At 68.2% G+C, this 21,801-nt stretch carries 13 protein-coding genes and 1 pseudogene; 6 read left to right on the top strand and 8 right to left on the bottom strand.

The annotated features are described in order from the left end of the window. The first annotated feature begins 1 nt into the window (after window position 1). The 3 genes from AC1RB9_RS15180 (at window position 2) to AC1RB9_RS15170 (ending at window position 4,365) form a co-directional block, all read left to right on the top strand. Window positions 2-1,612, top strand: a complete 1,611-nt coding sequence (locus tag AC1RB9_RS15180; RefSeq protein WP_003162652.1) for an ABC transporter ATP-binding protein — start codon at window positions 2-4, stop codon at window positions 1,610-1,612. Window positions 1,613-1,757: 145 nt separating this feature from the next. Further along, on the top strand, window positions 1,758-2,939 hold the full coding sequence (locus tag AC1RB9_RS15175; protein WP_003120247.1) for an aminotransferase class V-fold PLP-dependent enzyme: 1,182 nt from the start codon (window positions 1,758-1,760) through the stop codon (window positions 2,937-2,939). Window positions 2,940-3,141: 202 nt separating this feature from the next. Then, window positions 3,142-4,365, top strand: coding sequence for a DUF2235 domain-containing protein (locus AC1RB9_RS15170; protein ID WP_003088736.1), 1,224 nt, complete (start codon window positions 3,142-3,144; stop codon window positions 4,363-4,365). Window positions 4,366-4,384: 19 nt separating this feature from the next. On the opposite strand, the gene AC1RB9_RS15165 is transcribed toward AC1RB9_RS15170, so the two are convergent. From AC1RB9_RS15165 to AC1RB9_RS15135, 7 genes are all read right to left on the bottom strand, one after another. Then, window positions 4,385-5,440 carry a copper resistance protein B gene (locus AC1RB9_RS15165; RefSeq protein WP_003088738.1) on the bottom strand — a complete coding sequence of 352 codons (1,056 nt, stop codon included), beginning with the start codon at window positions 5,438-5,440 and terminating at the stop codon, window positions 4,385-4,387. Continuing rightward, on the bottom strand, window positions 5,437-7,281 hold the full coding sequence (locus tag AC1RB9_RS15160; protein ID WP_003103645.1) for a copper resistance system multicopper oxidase: 1,845 nt from the start codon (window positions 7,279-7,281) through the stop codon (window positions 5,437-5,439). Before AC1RB9_RS15160 ends, AC1RB9_RS15165 begins: the two co-directional genes overlap by 4 nt. 148 nt (window positions 7,282-7,429) lie before the next feature. Further along, window positions 7,430-8,068 carry a YdcF family protein gene (locus AC1RB9_RS15155; protein ID WP_003088740.1) on the bottom strand — a complete coding sequence of 213 codons (639 nt, stop codon included), beginning with the start codon at window positions 8,066-8,068 and terminating at the stop codon, window positions 7,430-7,432. Then, a complete protein-coding gene (locus AC1RB9_RS15150; RefSeq protein ID WP_003103648.1) occupies window positions 8,065-8,733 on the bottom strand; it encodes an HAD family hydrolase in 669 nt (222 codons plus the stop codon). The genes AC1RB9_RS15155 and AC1RB9_RS15150 overlap by 4 nt, the downstream gene beginning before the upstream one ends. 1 nt (window position 8,734) lies before the next feature. After that, a complete protein-coding gene (locus AC1RB9_RS15145; RefSeq protein ID WP_003109654.1) occupies window positions 8,735-9,898 on the bottom strand; it encodes an MFS transporter in 1,164 nt (387 codons plus the stop codon). 43 nt (window positions 9,899-9,941) lie between these two features. Next, window positions 9,942-11,666: a carbamoyltransferase family protein gene (locus tag AC1RB9_RS15140; RefSeq protein WP_003162654.1), complete on the bottom strand. Its 1,725-nt coding sequence runs from the start codon at window positions 11,664-11,666 to the stop codon at window positions 9,942-9,944. Between the two features lie 179 nt (window positions 11,667-11,845). Beyond that, complete coding sequence (locus tag AC1RB9_RS15135; RefSeq protein ID WP_003450484.1) at window positions 11,846-14,488, bottom strand: TonB-dependent receptor; 2,643 nt, start codon at window positions 14,486-14,488, stop codon at window positions 11,846-11,848. A 275-nt stretch (window positions 14,489-14,763) separates the two neighbouring features. Here AC1RB9_RS15135 and fusA point away from each other — a divergent pair, with 275 nt between their 5' ends. The 3 genes and pseudogenes from fusA to AC1RB9_RS15120 all read left to right on the top strand — a co-directional run. Next, window positions 14,764-16,872 carry an elongation factor G gene (gene fusA / locus AC1RB9_RS15130; RefSeq protein WP_003118529.1) on the top strand — a complete coding sequence of 703 codons (2,109 nt, stop codon included), beginning with the start codon at window positions 14,764-14,766 and terminating at the stop codon, window positions 16,870-16,872. 171 nt (window positions 16,873-17,043) lie between these two features. After that, entirely contained in the window at window positions 17,044-19,638 is a 2,595-nt protein-coding gene (locus AC1RB9_RS15125; protein ID WP_003162656.1) for a bifunctional diguanylate cyclase/phosphodiesterase, read from the top strand. 159 nt (window positions 19,639-19,797) lie between these two features. Further along, window positions 19,798-20,001: pseudogene (locus AC1RB9_RS15120) on the top strand (nitrilase-related carbon-nitrogen hydrolase); the annotation flags it as partial. 28 nt (window positions 20,002-20,029) lie between these two features. On the opposite strand, the gene AC1RB9_RS15115 reads toward AC1RB9_RS15120, so the two are convergent. Next, on the bottom strand, window positions 20,030-21,691 hold the full coding sequence (locus AC1RB9_RS15115; RefSeq protein ID WP_003162657.1) for a hypothetical protein: 1,662 nt from the start codon (window positions 21,689-21,691) through the stop codon (window positions 20,030-20,032). Window positions 21,692-21,801: the final 110 nt, after the last annotated feature.

Below are 21,801 nucleotides of genomic sequence, written 5' to 3'. Positions count from 1 at the left end.
GATGAACCGGGAACTGTTGCGAGTGGAAAACCTGAGCGTCGCCTATGGCGACACGCAGGTCGTGAAGGGGATCGACTTCAGCCTGCGCGCCGGCGAGACCCTGGCCCTGGTTGGCGAGTCCGGCTCCGGCAAGTCGCAGACCGCCCACGCCCTGCTGCGCCTGCTGCCGGGCGCGGCGCGCCTGGGCGGCAGCGTGCGCCTGGACGGCGAGGAACTGCTCGCCCTGTCGCCGCAGGCATTGCTGGCGATTCGTGGGCAGCGCATCGGCATGGTGTTCCAGGAGCCGATGACCTCGCTCAATCCATTGCAGCGCATCGGCCGCCAGGTCGGCGAGGGTCTGCGCCTGCATCGCCGCCTGCGTGGCGCCGCGCTGCGCGGGCGGGTACTGGAACTGCTCGAACTGGCCGGCCTCGAGCAGCCGCGACGCCTGCTCGAGGCCTATCCGCACCAGCTCTCCGGCGGCCAGCGACAGCGAGTGATGCTGGCCATGGCGCTGGCTTGCGAGCCGCAACTGCTGATCGCCGACGAACCGACCACGGCTCTCGACGTCACCGTGCAGAAACGCCTCCTGGAGCTGCTGCAAAGCTTGCAGCGACGGCTGGGCATGGCGATCCTGCTGATCAGCCACGACCTCAACCTGGTGCGCCGGGTCGCCGACCGGGTCTGCGTGATGCGCGATGGCCAGATCGTCGAGGAGAACGCCTGCGAGACGCTGTTCCGCTCGCCCCGGCATCCCTACACGCGCCTGCTGATCGAGGCCGAGCCGGGTGGGCTGGCGGAGCCGGTGGCGTGCCGCGAGACCTGCCTGGAGGTGCGCGCGCTGAGCCTCGACTACCCCGCGCCCGGCGGCTGGCTGCGCCGGCGCGCGGGACTGCGCGCGGTGCACGAGGTCAGCCTGCGGCTGCGCCGTGGCAGCACCCTGGGGATCGTCGGCGAAAGCGGTTCGGGCAAGTCCTCCCTCGGCCAGGCGCTGCTGCGCCTGTTGCCGGTCGAAGGGCAGATCCTGTTCCAGGGCGAGCGCCTCGACCGGCTGCACGGCAAGCGCCTGTTGCCATTGCGCCGGCAGTTCCAGGCGGTGTTCCAGGACCCCTACGGCAGCCTCAACCCGCGCCTTAGCGTGGAACAGATCGTCGGCGAAGGCCTGCGTATCCATGGCATCGGCGATGCCGGCGAACGCCGCGCGCGGGTGCTGGAGGCACTGCGCGAGGTCGGTCTCGACGAGCCTTGCCTGGAACGCTATCCCCACGAGTTTTCCGGCGGCCAGCGCCAGCGCATCGCCATCGCCCGCGCGCTGGTGCTGAAGCCGGCGCTGATCCTGCTCGACGAACCGACCTCGGCGCTCGACCGTAGCGTGCAGTGCCAGGTGGTCGAGCTGCTGCGTCGGTTGCAGCGTCGCCACGGGCTGAGCTACCTGTTCATCAGCCACGACCTGGCCGTGGTACGCGCCCTGGCCCACGACATCCTGGTGCTCAAGGACGGCCGGGTGGTGGAGCAGGGCAGCGCCGCTGCGCTGTTCAGCCAGCCGCGCCACCCCTATACCCGCGAGTTGCTCGGAGCGATACCCGCGCTGCGCCTGGAAGAGCATCTGCGGGTGGCCGGGCTGGGAATCTGAGGCGGGAAACCATGCTGACTCTAAGGATGTTCCGAAAGGTTCTTTCCAGACGCCCCGGCGCTTTTCTTAAGATCGGCCTGCGGGCCCGTCAGGGACAAGGAGCCATGTCGGCTTCCGGGTCCGTCCGATCGATTGGGGGAATGCGATGAGTTCGTTACCGTTGTACTTCGATTACGCCGCCACCACGCCCGTGGACGAGCGCGTGATCCGGGCCATGGTGGAGTGTCTCGGCTACCAGGCGTGTTTTGGCAATCCCGCGTCGAATTCCCATGCCTACGGCCGCCAGGCGCGGCGGGCAGTGGAGCGGGCCAGGGAGCAGGTGGCCGCGCTGGTCGGCGCCAGCGCCGGGCAGATCGTCTGGACTTCCGGCGCCACCGAATCCAACAACCTGGCCCTCAAGGGCGTGGCCCAGGCGCTGGACGCACCCGGCCACCTGATCACCAGTCGCCTGGAGCACAAGGCGGTGCTGGACACCGTGCAGCAACTCGCCGATGACGGCTGGAGCGTGACCTGGCTGGCGCCCGGCACCGATGGCCTGATCCGGCCGGAACAGGTGGAGGCGGCCTGGCGCGCCGATACCCGCCTGGTGTCGCTGATGCGGGTCAACAACGAACTCGGCACCCTGACCGACATCGCCGCCATCGGCGAACGGGTGCGCGAGCGCGGCGCGCTGTTCCACGTCGACGCGGCGCAGGCCAGCGGCAAGGTGGCGATCGACCTGGGCCGCCTGGCGGTGGACCTGATGTCGTTCTCCGCACACAAGACCTACGGGCCCAAGGGCATCGGCGCGTTGTACGTCGGGCCGCGCGCCGAGCGGCGGCTGAAGGCGCAGATCCACGGCGGCGGACACGAGCAGGGCCTGCGTTCCGGGACCCTGGCGACCCACCAGATCGTCGGTATGGGCGAGGCCTTCGCCCTCGCCGGCGAGCTTTTCGAGGAGGAGGGCAGGCGCATCGCCGGACTCCAGCGGCGTCTGCTGGAGGGGCTGGCGCAGATCGACGGCTGGCGCCTGAACGGCAGCGCCGACGCACGCATCGCGCATACCCTGAACCTGACCTTCGACAACCCGGCCTTTGTCCCCCAGGCACTGGAGTCCAGCCTGGCGGTGTCCAGCACCTCGGCCTGCAACTCGGCGCGGCCGGCGCCGTCCCACGTGCTTCTCGCCCTCGGCCACGATGCCGCCAGCGCTGGCCGCAGCGTGCGCCTGAGCCTCGGTCGCTACACCCGCGAGGCCGACGTCGACGCGGCGGTGGCCGCCCTCAAGGCCGCGGCGGATAGTGGCGCGCCGGCGTGGCAGCCGTTCCTCGGGGTATCCAGGGCAGGCTGAGCGGCCGGCTCGACCCGCCCTCGCCGAAGCCAGGGGCTGCGGATAACCGCGAAGCGGTTATTCGCCCTGCGGCTCCAGGGGCTTTTCGTCTTTGCCGCCATTTCCCGGCAATGTGCGCTTGGCGGATCATCCAGGTTGGGTATCATGCGTCGCCATTCCCATCCACCGCCGACGGAAGTCAGGCTTTGCCTGCGTGAGCCCAATGGACGATCTCTCCCCCGATTCCGCCTTGCCGCCTGCCGGCAGCGCCCAGGACAACGACGCGCCGCGCCAGTTGGTGGTCTGCATCGACGGAACCTCGAACCGCTTCGGCGACCAGCCGACCAACGTGGTGCGCCTGTACCGCTCGCTGTCGCGCGATCCGCGCAGGGTGCTGGCCTACTACGACCAGGGCGTCGGCACCTTCGGCCTGAAGGAAACCCTGTTCGAGTGGCAGAAGTTTCCCTCGCGGATCGCCGGCCTGGCCTTCGGCTGGGGGCTCAAGCGCAACGTCGAGGGCGCCTATCGCTTCCTTGCCGAGCACTACCGGCCCGGCGACCAGATATTCCTCTTCGGCTTTTCCCGCGGGGCCTACGCGGTGCGGGTGCTGGCCGCGATGCTGCGCGCGGTGGGCCTGATCGATGCGCACCAGCCGCACCTCTTCGACTACGCCTGGACCCTGCTCACCACCCGCATGCCGCCCCGCGACGAAGACAAGCGGGCCGGCACGCGTCGCCGCGGACCGGACTTCGGCCTGCTGGGACGCTTCCGCAAGGTCTTCGGCCGGCAGGTGAAGGTGCACTTCCTCGGCCTGTTCGACACCGTGACCTCGGTGGGCTGGGTCTACGACCCGCTGACCGTGCCGTATTCCTCGAACAACGAAATGGTCGACGTGGTCCGCCAGGCCCTGGCCATCGACGAATGCCGCTGCTTCTTCCGGCAGAACCTCTGGTTCGGCGAGAAGGACCGCAAGTCCGACGTGTTGCAGGTGTGGTTCCCCGGCATGCACTCCGATGTCGGCGGTGGCTATGCGCCGAAGGACTCGCGGCTGGCTCTGGTGGCCTTTACCTGGATGCTCGGCGAGGCGCTGGAGGCCGGCCTGCATGTCGACCCGGCGCGCAGCCGCGACCAGTTGCGCGCACGTTCGAAGCAGGGCCCGGACCCGACCGCGCCGATCCTGCCGGTGATGACCCGGCCCTGGCGCCTGGCCGAGTGGCTGCCGCTGCTGGTCTGGGACCGCCGCAGCGGCAACCGCGCCTGGCGCTGGTCGCGTGGCCGGCCGCGCTCGCGGCCGCTGGAACCGGTCGGGCAGGAAACCCGGGTCAAGCTGCACCGTTCGGTGCAGCGGCGGCTGGACGAATGCCCCGACTACCGGCCGTGCAACCTGCCAGCGCTGGAACGCTGCGACCTCATCGACGATTCGCCGTTGCTCGACGGCTACCGCTAGCGGCTGGCCGCGATCGCGTTCAGAACCACATGCGGATACCGGCGACGAAGCGCGCCTCGTCGTCGTCCTCGCCCTCGGCGCGGGCCAGGTCGGCGCTGTTGCCGTAGGAGCGGTTCCAGGTCACCCCGATGTAGGGCGCGAACTCGCGACGGATCTCATAGCGCAGGCGCAGGCCCAGCTCGCTATCGGCAAGGCCCGAACCGATGCCGCGGGCGGGATCGTTCCTGCCGTACAGGTTGACCTCGGCGCTGGGCTGGAGGATCAGCCGGTTGGTCAACAGGATGTCGTACTCGCCCTCCAGGCGCAGCGCGCTCTGGCCGTTCTCGCCGAGGAAGGCGGTGACTTCCGCCTCGAAGTCGTAGAGCGCCAGGCCCTGCACGCCGAACGCCGCCCAGGTCTGCGGCGAGCCGGGCTTGAAATCCTGGCGCACGCCGGCGACCAGGTCCCACCAGGGACCGATGGCGTGCCCGAACAGCGCCTGGACCTCGGCGTCCTCGGTCTTGCCGTCGAGCCGTTCGCCTTCGCTGCGCAGCCACAGGCGGTTGATGTCGCCGCCGATCCAGCCGCTGGCGTCCCAGGCCAGCGCGCTGCCGTCGTCGGCGTCCTGGTATTCCAACTGGTCGAGCAGGAAGAAGCTGTTCAGCGCGCTGTCGTGCACCTTGTGCCCCTCCAGCGGCGGAAAGGCGGCACGGCGGTCGGCCTCGGTCGGCACCGGGATCGGCGTACGGCTCTGGCTGGGCGCGGCCTGCGCCGGAGGTTGCCGCGCAGCGCGGCTCATCCCCGGCATCCGGCCATGGTCCATTCCCTGGTGCTCCATGGGCTGTGCCGGGGCGGGCGATGCGGTGCCGTGGTCCATCCCCGGCATCCGGCCATGCCCCATCCCCTGGTGGTCCATGGGTTTCGCCGGGGCGGAGGTCCTCTGGCCGTGGTCCATGCCAGGCATCGCGCCGTGGTCCATGGCCGAGTGGTCCATGCCATTGTCCTGCGCGGCCTCGACGGGATTCGGCAGGCCCAGCAGCAGACCCAGGGCGAGGGCACCGCCGGCCAGGCGGGCGGGTTTCGGCTGGCGGCTCATGCGTTGTCTCCTTCGTCTACCCGCACTTCGCGGAACATGCCCATCTCCATGTGGAACAGCAGGTGGCAGTGATAGGCCCAGCGTCCCAGGGCGTCGGCGGTGACCCGGTAGCTGCGGCGGGTGCCCGGCGGCATGTCGATGGTGTGCTTGCGCACCAGGAAATTGCCTTGCTCGTCCTCCAGGTCGCTCCACATGCCGTGCAGGTGGATCGGGTGGGTCATCATGGTGTCGTTGACCAGGACGATCCGCAGGCGCTCGCCGTAGGTCAGGCGTAGCGGCTCGGCGTCGGAGAACTTGATGCCGTCGAAGGACCAGGCGAACTTCTCCATGTGCCCGGTCAGGTGCAGCTCGATGGTGCGCCCCGGTTCGCGGCCGTCCGGGTCGGCGAAGCGGCTGCGCAGGTCGGCGTAGGTCAGCACCCGCCGCCCGTTGTCGCGCAGCCCGAGGCCGGGGTCGGCGAGCTTCGGTGTCGGCGTCATGGTCTGCATGTCGACCAGCGGGTTGCCGTCCTCCGAAGCCGGATGGGACTGCATCGGCATGGTGTCCATGCCCATCCTGGAGTGGTCCATGCCGGCCATCTTGGAGTGGTCCATGCCGTTCATGTCCATGCCGGCCATCTTCGAATGGTCCATGCCATTCATGTCCATGCCCGACATCTTCGAATGGTCCATCTCGCTGGCGGGCCTCGTCGCCGCGCCATGCCCCATGGCGCCGTGGTCCATGCCGCCCATGCCCATGTCGTCCATGCCGATCAGCGGGCGCGGATCGGGCGTCGGCACCGGCGCGCTAAGCCCTTCGGCCAGCGCCAGGGTGCCGCGGGCGTAGCCGCTGCGGTCCATGGACTGGGCGAAGAGGGTATAGGCGCGCTCGCCGCCCGGTTCGACGATCACGTCGTAGGTCTCGGCCACGGCGATGCGCAACTCGTCGACGCTGACCGGCTCGACGTGCTGTCCGTCGGCGGCCACCACGGTCATCTTCAGGCCGGGAATGCGGACGTCGAAATAGCTCATCGCCGAGGCGTTGACGAAGCGTAGGCGGAGCTTTTCGCCGGGGCGGAACAGGCCGGTCCAGTTGCCGTCCGGCGGCTGTCCGTTGAGCAGGTAGGTATAGGTGTAGCCGCTGACGTCGGCGAGATCGGTGGGACTCATCTTCATCTCGGCCCACATCTTGCGGTCGGCCAGGGTCGCGGCCCAGCCGTTGGCGCTGACGTCGTCGATGAAGTCGCCGACGGTGCGCTTGTGGAAGTTGTAGTAGTCGGACTGCTTCTTCAGCTTGGCGAGGATGCGCTGCGGCTTCTCGTCCGACCAGTCGCTGAGCAGCACCACGTAGTCGCGGTCGTAGCTGAACGGTTCCGGCTCGCGGGCGTCGATCACCAGGGCGCCGTAGACCCCGGCCTGCTCCTGTAGCCCCGAGTGGCTGTGGTACCAGTAGGTGCCGTTCTGCCGGACCTTGAAGCGGTATTCGTAGAGACCGCCGGGAGCGATGCCCTCGAAGCTGAGGCCCGGCACGCCATCCATGTTGGCCGGCAGGATGATGCCGTGCCAGTGGATCGAGGTGTCCTCGGCGAGGCGGTTGCGCACCCGCAGGGTCACGTTGTCGCCTTCGCGCCAGCGCAGGGTCGGGCCGGGCAGCGAACCGTTGATGGTCATGGCGGTGGCCGGCGAGCCGCTGAGGTTCACCGGGGTCTCGCCGATGAACAGGTCGAAACTGTCGCCGGCGAGCAGGTTCTGCTGGCCCGGCCCGGCCAGGGCCCAGGCCGGGGCGCGCCAGAGACCCAGTCCGCCGAGCAGACCGGTGGCGGCGAGGCCTTTGACGAAGGTGCGTCGCGAAGTTCTGTGCATCCGCTGGTTTCCACGCAGGTGGCAGGACGGACTGCGCGAGCCTGCGCAGCCGGGAAGTCGCGGCCCCGCCAGGGCGGTGCGGCGATGCGGACACCCTAGCGGCGCGCGCCTGTCGGCAAGCTGTGGGGAAGATTACAGTGCTGTCAGCTCAGCGCGGCGGGTTCACCAGGTGGCGGTCGAAACCGCGCGCCACCAGGCGTTCCCAGGCGTCCATGACCTGCGCCGGGATCGGGCAGGCGACCTGGAAGCCCAGCGCCGGGTAACGCATGATGCGGTCAAGGTCGCCGACCATCTCGTCGATCACCCCGAGTACGCCGACCAGGTTCGAGATGCCGTCGGGAAATGCGTAGTCGGGCGCATCCACGTGTCCCTCCAGACCCGGCCAGCGGACCGGCAGGGTCAGCGCCACGCGGCGGATCGAGTTGGGCTTGGTGACGAAGGTCGCGCGGCGCAGGTCGGGGAACAGCTCGCGGGCGAAGGCGATGTTCTCGGCGAAGTTGGTCGCCCGCGGCTCGATCACGATGAGGCTGTCGCTTACCCCGCGTGCCCTGGCGTGGCGGGCGAACAGCTCGGCTTCCGGCTCGACCCAGAGATGGCGCGTCCAGTGCCCGGTGTTGCCGGTGAACAGCAGGCGTTCGGCGAGGCCGCGTTCGAGCAGCTCGCAGGCGTGGTCGCAGACCCGCAGGTCGTAGGAGCCGCATACCACCAGCAGTTCGCAGGGCACATGGCAGCGGCCCTGGCCGAGGAAGTCCCAGAGCAGCCGGGCATCTTGCAGGGTCGGGCTCATGGGACGCCAACGCTCCTCTCGCTGCCGGTCGTGGCGGGGTGCCGATGCTGGCAGTACAGCCGGTCGTCTTCGCGGACGATCCGTAGCTCGCGGAAATCCCGGACCGACCAGCGCGCGCCGGCGGCGAGCAGGCCGCTCTCCTCGCCGATCGCCACGCAGGTCGCGCCGGCGGCACAGGCGGCCTGCACGCCGCTGAGGGAGTCTTCGAACACCAGGCAGCGCGACGGTGCCACGCCGAGCCTGGCCGCGGCCAGGCGATAGCCATCCGGAGCCGGCTTGCCGTGGACCACGTCGTCGCGGCTGACCAGGGTGCGGAACGCCGCCTGCAGGTCGTGCTGGCGCAGCACGTGGTCGATGCGTGCCGGCCAACTGCTGGTGACCAGCGCCAAGGGCACGTCCAGCCAACGCAGCTGGCGGATCACCGCGGCGACGCCGGGCAGCAGGGGACAGTCGGCGCCTTCCTCCAGCGCATCGACCCGTTGCTTGAGGATCCGCCGGCGCTCCATCGGCAGGTGGCCGAACAGATAGTCCAGGGTGTAGCCGCCCGGGCGACCGTGCACGTGGTCGCGCAGGCAGTCCGGGCCGAGCGCCACGCCCTGTTCGCCGGCGACCCGGCTCCAGGCCGCGGCGATGGCTTCGCGGGAGCTGATCAGGACGCCGTCCATGTCAAACAGAACGGCTGAAAACGCTAGTCGATGCATCTCGGGCACTCTGTAGGGCAAGCCAGACCAGGACCGCGCCGCCGAGGGCGAACAGCGCCATGATCAGATAGGACCACTGCGGCAGGCCTTCGTACAGCCAGCCGGCGGCCGGACTGGCGAGGCCCATGGGCAGCGCTACCGCCAGAGAGTAGTAGATTCCCTGGGTCAGTACCCGCGCGCTTTCCGGCGCGTGGTCGCGGATGTAGCGCATCACCGCGGCGTGGTAGGCGGCGAAGCTGAGGGCGTGCAGGCACTGGCCGAGGAGGATCGCGGCGAGATGTTCGCTGCCGGCCAGCAGGCCCCAGCGCAGCGCCGCGCAAAGGCTGGAGAAGAGCATCACCTGGAGCGCCGGGTGGCGGTCCAGGATGCGGTTGGAGACGGCGAAGAAGCTGATCTCGGCGATCACCGCCAGGCCCCAGAAGGCGCCGACCGAGAACGACGAGTAGCCCAGCGCCTGCCAGCCCAGCGAGGCGGTGGTGAAGTACAGCGAGTGGCTCAGTTGGATCATTCCCGCCGCGGCGATGGCCAGCAGCAGGGGGCGTTGCCGGAGGATCCCGCGCAGGTCGGGACGGCGCCTGGCGCCCGGCAGCGGCGAGTCCGGACGGCGCAGGCTGCGGCGACGGAGGAACAGGCAGGCCAGCGCGGTGAGCAGCATCGTCAGGCCGACCAGGGCGGGCACCAGTTGCTGGCCGAACCGACCGAGCAGCAGGCCGCCCAGGGTCGCGGTGAGGATGAAGGCCAGCGAACCGACTGCGCGTACCCGCCCGTAGTTCTGCAGGGCGGCCTTGTCGCGCTTGAGCAGGTAGGATTCGGTGAGCGGCAGCACGCTGGTCCAGAATGCGCCGTAGAGCACGCTCAGGGCGATGAACAGGGGCAGGCCCTCGGCCAGTTGGAACAGCAGGGCGCAGGCGCCGGCCAGGGCCGCCAGCAGGGTCGCCAGGCGCAACTGGTCGATGCGCCAGTCGGCCACGTAGGTCAGCGCCACCCCGGCGATCACCTGCGGCCAGTAGGCCGCGGCGATCAACAGGCCGATCTGGCTGGCGCCGAAGCCCAGGCTGGCCAGCCAGGTCGGCCAGAACGGATAGATCAGCCCCTCGGCGGCGAAGTAGCCGGAAAAGATCAGGTACATGCCGGTTCCCGCGTCGCCGTGCCGGTTCGCTGCGGTTTGCGCCTCACTCGAAGCGCGCCCTGGCGAAGGCGTTCTCGCCCTTGCGCCAGACCAGCAGGGACTCGCCCAGCACCACCAGGTCGACCATGCCGTCCTCCAGCGCGCCGAGGGCGTCCTGCGGGGCGCAGACGATCGGTTCCTCGTGGCGGTTGAAGGAGGTGTTGATCAGCGCCGGCTGGCCGCTGCGGGCATGCCAGGCATGCAGCAGGGCGTGCATGAACGGATCGGCCTGCGGCCGGATGATCTGCGGCCGCGCGGTGCCGTCGACATGCACCACCGCCGGGCAGCGCGCGCGGAAATCCGCATGGCAGTCGTAGGTCATGGTCATGTAGTCGGCCGCCACCTGGTCTTCACGCCAGCCAACGTAGCAAGCCTCGGCGTGTTCTACCGCGGTGACCGGGGCGAATGGCATGAACTCGGTGCGTTCCATGCGCTGATTGAGCCAGTCGTTGGCGCTGGCATCGCCGGGATGGTAGACGATGCTGCGGTTGCACAAGGCGCGCGGGCCGAACTCCATGCGGCCCTTGAACATGCCCAGCACCTGGTTTTCCCGCAGCGCTTCGACCAGCGTCTCGATCAGGTTGGCCGGCCGGCTGTAGGCCAGCTGCGAGTACTGGCTGGCGATCAGCTCGGCATTCTGCGCGGCGCTGCGCGCGTCCGGCCCGAGGGCCATGCTCGGCGCCGGGAAGCGCGTACCGTTCTCGCGATAGGCCACCGCCACCGCCGCGGCCAGGGCCAGGCCGCCGTCGCCCATGCAGGGCAGCACGTAGACATCGCGGACCCCGGGGATCTCGCGCAGGCGCTGGTTCAGCTTGACGTTGCCGAACACCCCGCCGGCCAGGCACAGGTTGGCGCAGCCGGTGCGCGCCACGTGCTCCCGGGCGATGGCCACCAGCAGGTCTTCGGAGTGCCGTTGCGCGGCGGCGGCGACATCCGCCGGGCGTTCCGCCGCGCAGCGTTGCAGCAGCGGATCGCTGTAGCCGTCGTAGGAGGGCAGGTACAGTTCGCCGCAGCGGGCGCGCAGGCGGCCGTTCTCCAGGCGGATCATGTCGTTCATCAGCGGCAGCAGCTTTTCCGCGTCGCCGAACGCCGCCAGGCCGGTGATCTTGCCTTCGTGGCGGTTCGGCTTGAAGCCGAGCAGGCGGGTGATGCGCCCGTAGAAGTAGCCCAGGCTGTCGACGCTGGTCTCGCGTTGCAGGACCGTCTCGCCGCCGTCGGCGCGGTAGTGGGTGACGGTGAGCGACTGGAAGTCGCCGCGGCCGTCGCAGGTGAGGGTCAGCGCCTCGTCGAACGGCGAGCAGACGAACGCGCCGAGGGCGTGGCATTCGTGATGGTCGATGTACTCGACCTTGCCGCGCAGGCCGTTGGCGCGGACGAAGGCATCGAATTCGCCGCGCTTGGCCTTGTCGTTGGCCATTTCGTCGGCGATCCGCTTGCGCAGGTGCGGCAGGCCCTCGGGACGCTCGCGGGCTTCCTCGAGGACCCGGTCCAGATAGAGGTCGAGGTGCCGCCCGGCGTCGAACCCGGCGTTCCAGCCGTAGGCGATGCGGTCGATGTCGGCCAGGTCGATGCCGGCCTCGCCGAGCACATAGTCGATGGAGCGGCTCGGCCAGGCCTTGTGGTCCTTCTGGCGGGTGAAGCGCTCCTCGCTGGCGGCGGCGACGATCCCGCCGTCGCGCACCAGGCAGGCGCCGGCCAGGTCGTTGTTGGTGATCCCGAGAATGATCATGCGGTGTCCTCTTGCGCGAACGGGTGGGGGGCGAGAGGCGTAATAGGTTGCATGGCACCGGGAGCCCAACAACCTGCCAGATCTGGTCGCCTGCGAAATCTGGCAGGGCTACCGGATCTGGTAGCTGGACAGCCGTCGACGGGCTTGCCGGCCATACCGGCCGGGCGCCCGCGCCGGCATCAGAAGCTGTAGCTGAGGCGGCCGAACAGGATGCGCCCGTAGGGATCGGTGTAGCGCGGGTCGTAGCCGCTCTGGAAGGTGTAGGTCTGGTTGCTGAACGGCGGTTCGCGGTCGAACAGGTTCTTCACCCCGAGGGTCAGCCCCAGCGCGTGGCTGAGGCGGTAGCTGCCGGCCAGGTCCCAGAGGTTCCACGAGCCGACCTTGCCGTGGCTGGCGCGGTCGTAGTCGTTGTAGCCGCTGGTGTAGCGGTTGCTCAGGGTGGCCTGCCAGGCGTCGCGGCTCCAGGTGGCGTTGGCGACGTGCTTCCAGCGGGCGATCACGCCGACGCCCTGGAAGTCGCCGACGTTGTCCAGGTACTGGCCGCCGATCTGCTGCTGGAAGTCGTAGCGGGACACGTAGGTGCCTTGCAGGTCGAGCCCGAACTGCCCGTAGCGGCTGGCCGGGAAACGATAATCGAGGCTCAGGTCGACGCCGCTGGTCTTTACCTTGCCGAGGTTGGCCAGTCCGGTGACGACGTGATCGATCGAGCCGTCGGCCTTGCGCACGATGCGTCCGGCGTAGGCCTGCGGGTCGGCGAAGATCGCCGCTTCGGGAAACTCGGCGATCTGGTTGGCGATCCTGATCCACCAGAAGTCCAGGCCGACGGAAAGGTCGCGCAGCGGCTGGTAGACCAGGCCCAGGGTAACGTTGCGCGCGGTTTCCGGTCGCAGGTCGGTATTGCCGCCGGTGGCGTTGTAGAACTGCTGGGCGCAGTCGCGGTTGGCGATGCCGCCCTGGCTCGGCTGGCCGCCGGCGCACAGGCGCGGGTCGTCGTAGTTGGCGCTGGTATAGGTGGTGAAGGTCGGGTTGTACAGTTCGTACAGCGACGGCGCACGGAAACCTTCGCTGTAGGCGCCGCGCAGGACCAACTGGCGGAACGGCTGGAAGCGGAACGAATATTTCGGGTTGCTGGTGCTGCCGAAGTCGCTGTACTTGTCGTGGCGGATCGCCGCGCTGAGTTCCAGGCTGTCCAGCACCGGCACGTTGAGTTCGGCGTACTGCGCCTTCAGGTTGCGCTCGCCGCTGACCGTGGCGGCGGGATCGACGCCGAGGCTCTGCACGTTGCCGGCGAAGTCCTGGATGTCCTGGTGGAACGCTTCCTTGCGGAACTCGCCGCCCAGCGCCAGGGCCGCCGGCCCGGCGCCGAACCAGTCGCCGATCTCCCGGCTGGCGCGGGCGTCCAGGCCCTTGACGCGGCCGACCGAGGTACGGAAGTCGCCGCTCAGGGCATGGCTGCCGAGGTAGGCGAGGCCGGCGTCGGTCTGCGGCCCGAACGGGTTCAGCGTCCCGTTGGCGATGCCGAGGGCGGCGGCGCGATCATCGACGTAGCCGCTGTGGATATGGTCGACCACCTTGTTCTGGTTGTACGAGGCGCCGATATCGTAGTCCCAGCCGGCGAACTGGCCGTCGAAGCCGAGCAGCAGGCGCTGGCCGGTGTTCTGCGAGGATTGCAGGCGCGGCCCGAGCACGCTCTGCCGCCAGTTGACCTCCACCGGCCGGCTCGGGTCGAGGACGAAGCCGCCGGGACCGGGAGTGATGCCGTTGCCGGGATAGAAGGCGGTGCCGGGATCGATCTGCAGGCCGGTGAGGGTCCCTGGGCCGACCTGAGTAGCGTTGTCGTTGCGCGACCAGAAGTACTCCAGGCTGACGTTGTGCTCGTCGGCCAGCTTGCCGGTGGCGCGGCTGAACACCGAGGTCTTCTCGGTTTCCGGCACCAGGTCGAGGTAGCGCCACAGGCTCTGCCGGCAGATGCCGTTGCGCGGAATCAGGTCGGCGCCCTTGCAACCGCCGGCGGCCAGCGGATTGCTGGCGTTGGCGCCCTGGCTCCAGTTGCCGGGGAAGGCGGTTCCGGAACTGTAGTCGAGGCCGCGTCCCGGCTGGTAGTTGTAGGTGTAGCCGCGGTCCTTGGCGCCGAGGCGCTCCTGCTTGTCGTAGTTGGCCACCGCGAAGACATTGAAGCGATCCTCCTCCAGCTCGCCGAAGCCCCAGCTAGCGCTGACGTTGCGCTGGTTGCCGCCGCCGTCGTGGGTGGGGGAGGCGTAGCCGCTGTCGAAGCGGCCTTCGTTCAGGCTCTTGCGGGTGATGAAGTTGATCACCCCGCCGATGGCATCGGTGCCGTACAGCGCGGAGGCGCCGTCGCGCAGCACCTCGACCCGGTCGATGGCGGCGAAGGGAATGGTGTTGAGATCCACCGCGGAGCCGTCGATGGCATTGTTCGCCAGGCGCCGGCCGTTGAGCAGCACCAGGGTCTTGTTCGCGCCGATTCCGCGCAGGTCGGCGAACGAGGCGCCGCCGGTGGCGCTGCCGACCGAGCGACTGGAGTTGTATACGCCCTGGTTGCCGGAAAGCCGGCCGATCAGTTCCTCGGTGCTGGTCACGCCCTGTTGGCGCAGCTCCTCGGCGCGCAGGACGCTGATCGGCACCGCGGTTTCCGCATCGACCCGGCGGATCGCGCTGCCGGTCACCTCGATTCGTTGCAACTGGACCGTGGGCGGGTCGACAGGCGCCTGTTCCTCCGCCGCGGCGGCGCTGCCGGGAGCGAGCTGCAGGGCCAGCAGCAGGGCGGCGCCCATCGGCGCGTCGGTGTGGAGCGATCGGTGCATGGTCGGGGCATCCCTTGTTCCGGTGTGTCCAGGGATGTCCGTCGAGCCGGGGGATTTTCCAGGGACGGCTTAGACCTTTGCGCCATGAGTTTATGTCCGCTGGGAACAAGCCCTGCCGTCGCGCCTTTCGTCGGCGGGCCGGAGCGGCAGAACCAGTCCCCTCTTCCGAGGTCGAAAAGCAGGCGTCGCGGCGGTGCTGCGGCGTCCTTTCTTCAGCTACATTTTTCTTTCAGCAGTCGTTCCCATCATCCAGGGCAGCACCCAAGGGGCAGATCATGGCTCGCACCACTCCCATCGAGCTTTATCGCAACATCGGCATCGTCGCCCACGTCGACGCCGGCAAGACCACGACGACCGAGCGGATCCTCTTCTACACCGGCGTCAACCACAAGATGGGCGAGGTCCATGACGGCGCGGCGACCATGGACTGGATGGTCCAGGAGCAGGAGCGCGGCATCACCATCACCTCGGCGGCGACCACGGCCTTCTGGCAGGGCTCGACCAAGCAGTTCCCGCACCGCTATCGCTTCAACATCATCGACACCCCCGGCCACGTCGACTTCACCATCGAGGTGGAGCGCTCGCTGCGCGTGCTCGATGGCGCGGTGGTGGTGTTCAGCGGCGCCGACGGGGTCGAGCCGCAGTCCGAGACGGTCTGGCGCCAGGCCAACAAGTACCATGTGCCGCGCCTGGCCTACGTCAACAAAATGGATCGCCAGGGCGCCGATTTCCTCCGCGTGGTCGCGCAGATCAAGCAACGCCTGGGCCATGTCCCGGTGCCGATCCAACTGGCGATCGGCGCGGAGGAAAACTTCAGCGGGCAGATCGACCTGGTGAAGATGAAGGCCATCTACTGGAACGATGCCGACCAGGGCACCAGCTACCGCGAGGAGGAGATCCCGGCGGAGCTGCGGGCGCTGGCCGAGGAGTGGCGGGCGCACATGGTCGAGGCCGCCGCCGAGGCCAACGACGAACTGATGAACAAGTATCTGGAAGGCGAGGAACTGAGCATCGAGGAGATCAAGGCCGGGCTGCGCCAGCGGACCCTGGCCAACCAGATCGTACCGGCGGTGCTCGGCTCCTCGTTCAAGAACAAGGGCGTGCCGCTGGTGCTCGACGCGGTGATCGACTATCTCCCGGCTCCGTCGGAAATCCCGGCGATCAGGGGCACCGACCCGGACGACGAAGAGAAGCACGACGAGCGCCATGCGGACGACGACGAGCCTTTCTCGGCGCTGGCGTTCAAGATCGCCACCGACCCCTTCGTCGGCACCCTGACCTTCGCCCGCGTGTATTCCGGGGTGCTGACTTCCGGCGACGCGGTGCTCAACTCGGTGAAAGGCAAGAAGGAGCGGGTCGGGCGGATGGTGCAGATGCACGCCAACCAGCGCGACGAGATCAAGGAAGTGCGCGCCGGCGACATCGCCGCGCTGATCGGCATGAAGGACGTGACCACCGGCGACACCCTGTGCGCCATCGACAAGCCGATCATCCTCGAACGCATGGACTTCCCCGATCCGGTGATCTCGGTGGCGGTGGAACCGAAGACCAAGGCCGACCAGGAGAAGATGGGCATCGCCCTGAGCAAGCTGGCCCAGGAAGACCCGTCGTTCCGCGTGAAGACCGACGAGGAGACCGCGCAAACCATCATTTCCGGGATGGGCGAGTTGCACCTGGACATCATCGTCGACCGCATGCGCCGCGAGTTCGGCGTCGAAGCCAATATCGGCAAGCCGCAGGTGGCCTATCGCGAGACCATCCGCAACACCTGCGAGATCGAGGGCAAGTTCGTCCGCCAGTCCGGCGGCCGCGGCCAGTTCGGCCATTGCTGGATCCGCTTCGCTCCGGCCGACGAGGGGCAGGAAGGCCTGGAGTTCCACAACGAGGTGGTCGGCGGGGTGATTCCCCGCGAATTCATCCCGGCGATCCAGAAGGGCATCGAGGACCAGATGCAGAACGGCGTGCTCGCCGGCTACCCGCTGATCGGCCTGAAGGCGACGGTGTACGACGGCTCCTACCATGACGTCGACTCCAGCGAGATGGCGTTCAAGATCGCCGCCTCGATGGCCACCAAGCAACTCTCGCAGAAGGGCGGAGCGGTGCTCCTGGAGCCGGTGATGAAGGTCGAGGTGGTGACCCCGGAGGACTACATGGGCGACGTGATGGGCGACCTCAACCGCCGGCGTGGCCTGATCCAGGGCATGGAGGATACCCCGGCGGGCAAGGTGATCCGTGCCGAGGTCCCGCTGGGCGAAATGTTCGGCTATGCCACCGACGTGCGCTCGATGTCCCAGGGGCGCGCGAGCTACTCGATGGAGTTCGTCCGCTATGCCGAGGTACCGGCCAGCGTGGCCGAGGCGATCGTCGCCAGGCAGGGCCGCTGAGAGCCGCCGCGCGCCGCCGAGGCCAGCGGCGGCGCGCGCCTTTGCGGGAGCGGCAGCCGCATCTTCGGCGCCGATGCGCTTGCCAAGCGGGGGTTTTGACGCCCCCTGGATGCTTAACTATAAGACAGTGACCAAGGCCCGCACCTATACGGTCACAAGGATGGCGAATCGATGCTTGCTTCAGCGATTGCCAGCGGTACCGCAGTCTCCCAGGTCTCCAAGCATCTCCTAATGTTCCTGGCCGCCCTTTTCCTCGCCCTCGGTGCATGCGGCTGGGCGATCCTGCACATCGCCAGGCACCAGGACGACATCGCCATCGAGCAGAGCCATTTCTACGTGGAAAAGGCGCTGCAGAATCGCCGGGAAAATTCCGAGCAGTTCTCCACCACCTATTCCTTCTGGACCGACGCCTACGTCTATCTGGGAAACCGGGTCGACGCGGACTGGGCCTTCACCAAGAACAACCTCGGCTCGGTGCTCTACACCACCAACGGCTACGACGGCGTCTTCGTCATCGACGACCGTGGCACTCGCTACGCCATGCTCGAGGGCGAGCTTTCCGAACGCTCGCTGGCCGACTCGCTGGGCGCCGACACCGGGGACATCCTCAGCGCCGCCCGCCGTGCCGCGGTGGACGAAGCGGCGATCAGCCGCTACGTCGACTTCGACGGCGCACCGGCGATCCTGGTCGCCTCGGCGATCAAGCCCACCAGCGATCATGCGCCCATCGACCTGGCCAAGGCCTCGGTGATGGTCTTCGTCGACCGGCTGACCCCGGCGAAGCTGGCCAAGCTCGGCGGCGACTACGGCATCGCCAACCTGCACCTGCTGGCCGGCGGCGCGGCGGGCGACAAGGAAAGCCTTGCCCTGGAGGGCACTCCCCATCGCCTGGCCTGGGTGTCGTCGCGTCCGGGTAGCGCCATGCTGCGGGAGACCGCGTTGCCGCTGCTGGGAATCTTCGTGCTCGCCGCCGGGCTGCTGTTCTGGCTGAGCCGCAGCGCCGTGCTCAACGCCCGCGCGGTGGATCGCCAGCAGAAGGTCCTGAAACGCAGCAACCAGGCCCTGCTGGCCAGCGAGGAACGTTTCAAGTCGATAGCCGAGGCGGCCTCGGACTGGATCTGGGAAGTCGACGGGCATTTCGTCTTCACCTATCTCTCCGTGCGCTTCCGCGACGTCACCGGCTACCAGCCGGAGGCCTGGATCGGGCGGCGGCTGGACGAGTTGCTGGATAGCGATACGGTGAACATCGTCAAGTGGCTGGAAGGGCTGCCCGATGCCGGTGCGCCGTCCAGCCTGGTCTGCGCTTTCCGCGACAGCCAGGGCCAGGCGCGGGTCGGCAAGCTGAGCGCCAGCGCGATCCGCAATGGTGTCGCCAGCGGCTATCGCGGCACGGCGGCCGACATCACCGACGAAGTCGAAGCCCATGCGAAGATCCAGCATCTGTCCCTGCACGATGCCCTGACCGGCCTGCCGAACCGCAACAAGCTGTTCCAGTTCCTCGAACGCCTGCTGGCGGAAAAGGCTGGCAAGTCGCCGGTAGCGGTACTGATGCTCGACCTCGACCGCTTCAAGCCGATCAACGACCAGTACGGCCATCCCGCCGGCGATGCGGTGCTCTACGCCATCGCCGAACGGCTGCGCGCCTCGACCCGCGACCAGGACATGGTTGCCCGGCTCGGCGGCGACGAGTTCGTGGTGGTCAGTACCCACGTGTCGTCGAAGCTGGAAATCGAGAAGTTCTGTAGCCGGCTGATCGACGTGATCAACCGCGAGATCGCCTACGAAGGGCACAGCTTCCATGTCGGCGCCAGCATCGGCGTGGCCCTGGCGCCGGAGCACGGCGGCGATCCGCGCGGCCTGCTGCGTTGCGCCGACGTGGCGATGTACGAGGCCAAGGCCGCGGGGCGCAATACCTGGCGTTTCTACTTGGAAGCGATGGACTCCCATCTCGCCGAGAAGAAGCTGCGCGAGACCGAGTTGCGCGCCGCCTTGCAGAACGGCGAGTTCGAGTTGTACTACCAGCCGCGCTTCCTGGCGCAGGAACAGACGATCGCCTCGGCGGAGGCGTTGATCCGCTGGAACCATCCGCACCGCGGGCTGATCGGCCCGGACGAGTTCATCGGCCTGGCGGAAGAAAGCGACCTGATCGTGCAGATCGGCAACTGGGTGCTGCGCGAGGCCTGCGCCACCGCCGCCTCCTGGCCGGGCGAGGTGATGGTCTCGGTGAACGTGTCGCCGGCGCAGTTCATGACCGGCGATATCGTCTGGCAGGTGCGCGAGGCGCTGCGCCTGGCCCACCTGGATGCCCGCCGGCTAGAGCTGGAGGTGACCGAGAACGTCATGCTCAACGATGTCGACGGCGCGCTGCGGACCATGACGGCCCTCAAGGAACTGGGCGTCCGCCTCAACATGGACGACTTCGGTACCGGCTATTCCTCGCTCGGCTACCTGCGCACCTATCCCTTCGACAGCATCAAGATCGACAAGCGCTTCGTCGCCAGCATGGAGAAGACCGGGCGCGACCGTTCGATCGTGCAGGCCATCATCAATCTCGGCAACGCCCTGAACCTGCGGGTCACCGCCGAGGGGGTGGAGACCGAAGGGCAGATGCATATCCTGCGCGACGAGCAATGCCACGAACTGCAAGGATTCCTGCTCAGCCGGCCGCTGGATGCGCAGGGCCTGCGCGACCTGCTGGCGCGCGAGGCGGGGCAGACCCAGGCGCCACAGGTTTCCGCCGAGGGCCATGCTGCGCGCCGCCCTTGAGCGGGGGCAGAAGAGACCACGCGGAGCCTCAGCGGCCCTCGGTTCAGCGATCGCCCTGCGTATGGTTCAGAGAATGCTCAACTGATTATTTGACCTGACTGACTCCCTTCCCGTCTTCGCTTGCCGACACTCCGTCCTTCCCATGGCCTTGTGCCAGGGCCAGCGCCGGTGGTCGCTACCCGCTTCGGGCGAATCGCGGTGATGGTCTGCTACGACCTGGAGTTTCCCGAATGGGTGCGCCTGCCGGCGCTGTCCGGCGCACAACTGCTCTGCGCACCGGTGAACTGGCCGGCGGCACCGCGTCCCGAGGGCGAGCGGCCAGGCGCAGCTGGGCGAATGAAAAAGGGCGCGGGCCAGTATCGGCGCCGCGCCCTTTTGCCGGAGGAGAACCTTATTCCAGTTCGGCTGCGCTCTCTTCCTGGCGCTTCAACCCGGTATGACTGATGGCGTGCAGAGCGGTATTGAACTGTACGGTCTCGTTGAAACCCTTGACGATCTGCGCCAGCTTCTCGCGGGCGCTTTCCAGCCTCTTGAAGCGCTCGCCGAGTTCCAGGCTGCGCTGCTGGACGCTGGCTTCGCGCTTTTCCAGTTCGGCCTGGCGCAGGTTCTGCTGGCTGCGCAACTCTTCGAGGCGTTCCTGCTCGATCTGCAGTACCTCGGCTCGCCGCGCGCTGCTGCGCTCGCGGGCTTCGACGCTTTCCGCGAGTTGTTGCAGGGCCGTGCTGCGCTCGGCGAGGAGACGGTTGCTCTGCTCGGTTTCCCGCTCCAGCGCCTGGCGGTCGTCCTGCAGGCGCTTGTGCCACTGCCGGAGCTGCTTTTCCTTTTCCTGCAATTGCCGCTCCTTCTCGTGCAATTGCGTCTGGAGCGACTCCAGCGACTCCTGCTGCTTGAGCGCTTCCTGCTTCTGCTGGCTCAGTTGCTGGGCCATGCCGGCGAGGTCGGCCAGGGTGCCCTGCACGTCCTGTAGCAGATGCTCGGTATCGTTGCCGATATCGAGCGCGGTATCCGTATCCACGTGGGCTTCATCCTCGGGTTGGCGAATGACGGCGGCGGCCTGGGTGGGCGCCTCTCTGGCGTTGGCCCCGCCCTCGGCGCCGGCCAGGCGTGCGGGCGGCACCCGGAGGCGCAGCGACAGGCTGGGGACCCTGGCCGATACCGGTTCCGGCGCGGGTGCGGCGAGGGGGGAGGGGCTCGGGGGCATGGAGGATTCCTCGGCGGCGTCTGGAGACGGAAGGTTGGCGCTGCCCGTGGCGTCGGCGGCGTGCAGCGCGGGGTGGAGCATCTGCGCCAGGTCGGCAAGCTCCTCGCGAAGATGACTGGCGTTGTCGACGAAGGCGCCGATGGCCTCGGCATCCGCTACCTTGGCGGACTGCTCCGCTTTCGCCGCGAACTCGGCTGGCGCCCCACCCTCGGGCGCTGCCGTTTCCGCCTCCGGCCGCGGCTCGGGCTCGACGCATCCGGCCTCGGTGACGGTTTCGTCTTCCGCCGCCTCGGGCTCGTCGATGGGCTCCGCCGGCCCGTCCGTGGTCTCGTCCGCATCGTCTTCGGCGAGGACATCGGGAGCGGCGTCTTCGAAAAGGGCCTCCTGGACGAGCGGCGGGACTTCCGCGCAGGGTTCCTCGCCATCCAGGGCGGGGCCGTAGCCATGGGGGGACTCGAAGGTGACGAGCTTCATCACCCATTCGCGTTCGAGCACCAGGGAGCGGTGTTCTTCCCGCCGCGAGGGGGCGATGGCCGCGTCCTGCAGGTCGATGAGGTGGTAGGCCAGATCGCTGGTCCGGCGGTTGCCGGTGGTGGCTTCGCGGACCAGTTGGCGGAACACCTGGATGGCCGCCTCGCAGGCCTCGTCGGTGTCGAGACGGCCCAGGCGGAAGCCGTCGTCGGTCTTGAACAGGGAGGCGATGTAGACGCGCGAGTCGTTTTCGTCGACCTGTTCGTTGAGGCTGTAGGCGATGAAGTTGCGGTCGCTGGCGGGAATGGCGAAACCACACAACAAGGCCGCATTCAGTTCCGTCTGCTCGGCAGTTTCCACACTGATGGTTCGAAGAAGCATAAGCCCTGGAGATCCCGTTGGTGCTTGAAAGGTGTAACGGGCGAGGGTACCGGGAGCTATGGGCGAGGTAACTTGGACGAGTCCTATTGCCTTGTAAGAAAAATCTTGAA

This window comes from Pseudomonas sp. 20-5 (assembly GCF_056782835.1).
Note: the sequence above shows the minus strand (reverse complement) of the source record. Positions and strands in the feature narration are given on the sequence as shown.

Coding starts and splice junctions, on each gene's coding strand:
- AC1RB9_RS15180 (WP_003162652.1), top strand. CDS start 2: ATGAACCGGGAACTGTTGCGAGTGGAAAACCTGAGCGTCGCCTATGGC.
- AC1RB9_RS15175 (WP_003120247.1), top strand. CDS start 1,758: ATGAGTTCGTTACCGTTGTACTTCGATTACGCCGCCACCACGCCCGTG.
- AC1RB9_RS15170 (WP_003088736.1), top strand. CDS start 3,142: ATGGACGATCTCTCCCCCGATTCCGCCTTGCCGCCTGCCGGCAGCGCC.
- AC1RB9_RS15165 (WP_003088738.1), bottom strand. CDS start 5,440: ATGAGCCGCCAGCCGAAACCCGCCCGCCTGGCCGGCGGTGCCCTCGCC.
- AC1RB9_RS15160 (WP_003103645.1), bottom strand. CDS start 7,281: ATGCACAGAACTTCGCGACGCACCTTCGTCAAAGGCCTCGCCGCCACC.
- AC1RB9_RS15155 (WP_003088740.1), bottom strand. CDS start 8,068: ATGAGCCCGACCCTGCAAGATGCCCGGCTGCTCTGGGACTTCCTCGGC.
- AC1RB9_RS15150 (WP_003103648.1), bottom strand. CDS start 8,733: ATGGACGGCGTCCTGATCAGCTCCCGCGAAGCCATCGCCGCGGCCTGG.
- AC1RB9_RS15145 (WP_003109654.1), bottom strand. CDS start 9,898: ATGTACCTGATCTTTTCCGGCTACTTCGCCGCCGAGGGGCTGATCTAT.
- AC1RB9_RS15140 (WP_003162654.1), bottom strand. CDS start 11,666: ATGATCATTCTCGGGATCACCAACAACGACCTGGCCGGCGCCTGCCTG.
- AC1RB9_RS15135 (WP_003450484.1), bottom strand. CDS start 14,488: ATGCACCGATCGCTCCACACCGACGCGCCGATGGGCGCCGCCCTGCTG.
- fusA (WP_003118529.1), top strand. CDS start 14,764: ATGGCTCGCACCACTCCCATCGAGCTTTATCGCAACATCGGCATCGTC.
- AC1RB9_RS15125 (WP_003162656.1), top strand. CDS start 17,044: ATGCTTGCTTCAGCGATTGCCAGCGGTACCGCAGTCTCCCAGGTCTCC.
- AC1RB9_RS15115 (WP_003162657.1), bottom strand. CDS start 21,691: ATGCTTCTTCGAACCATCAGTGTGGAAACTGCCGAGCAGACGGAACTG.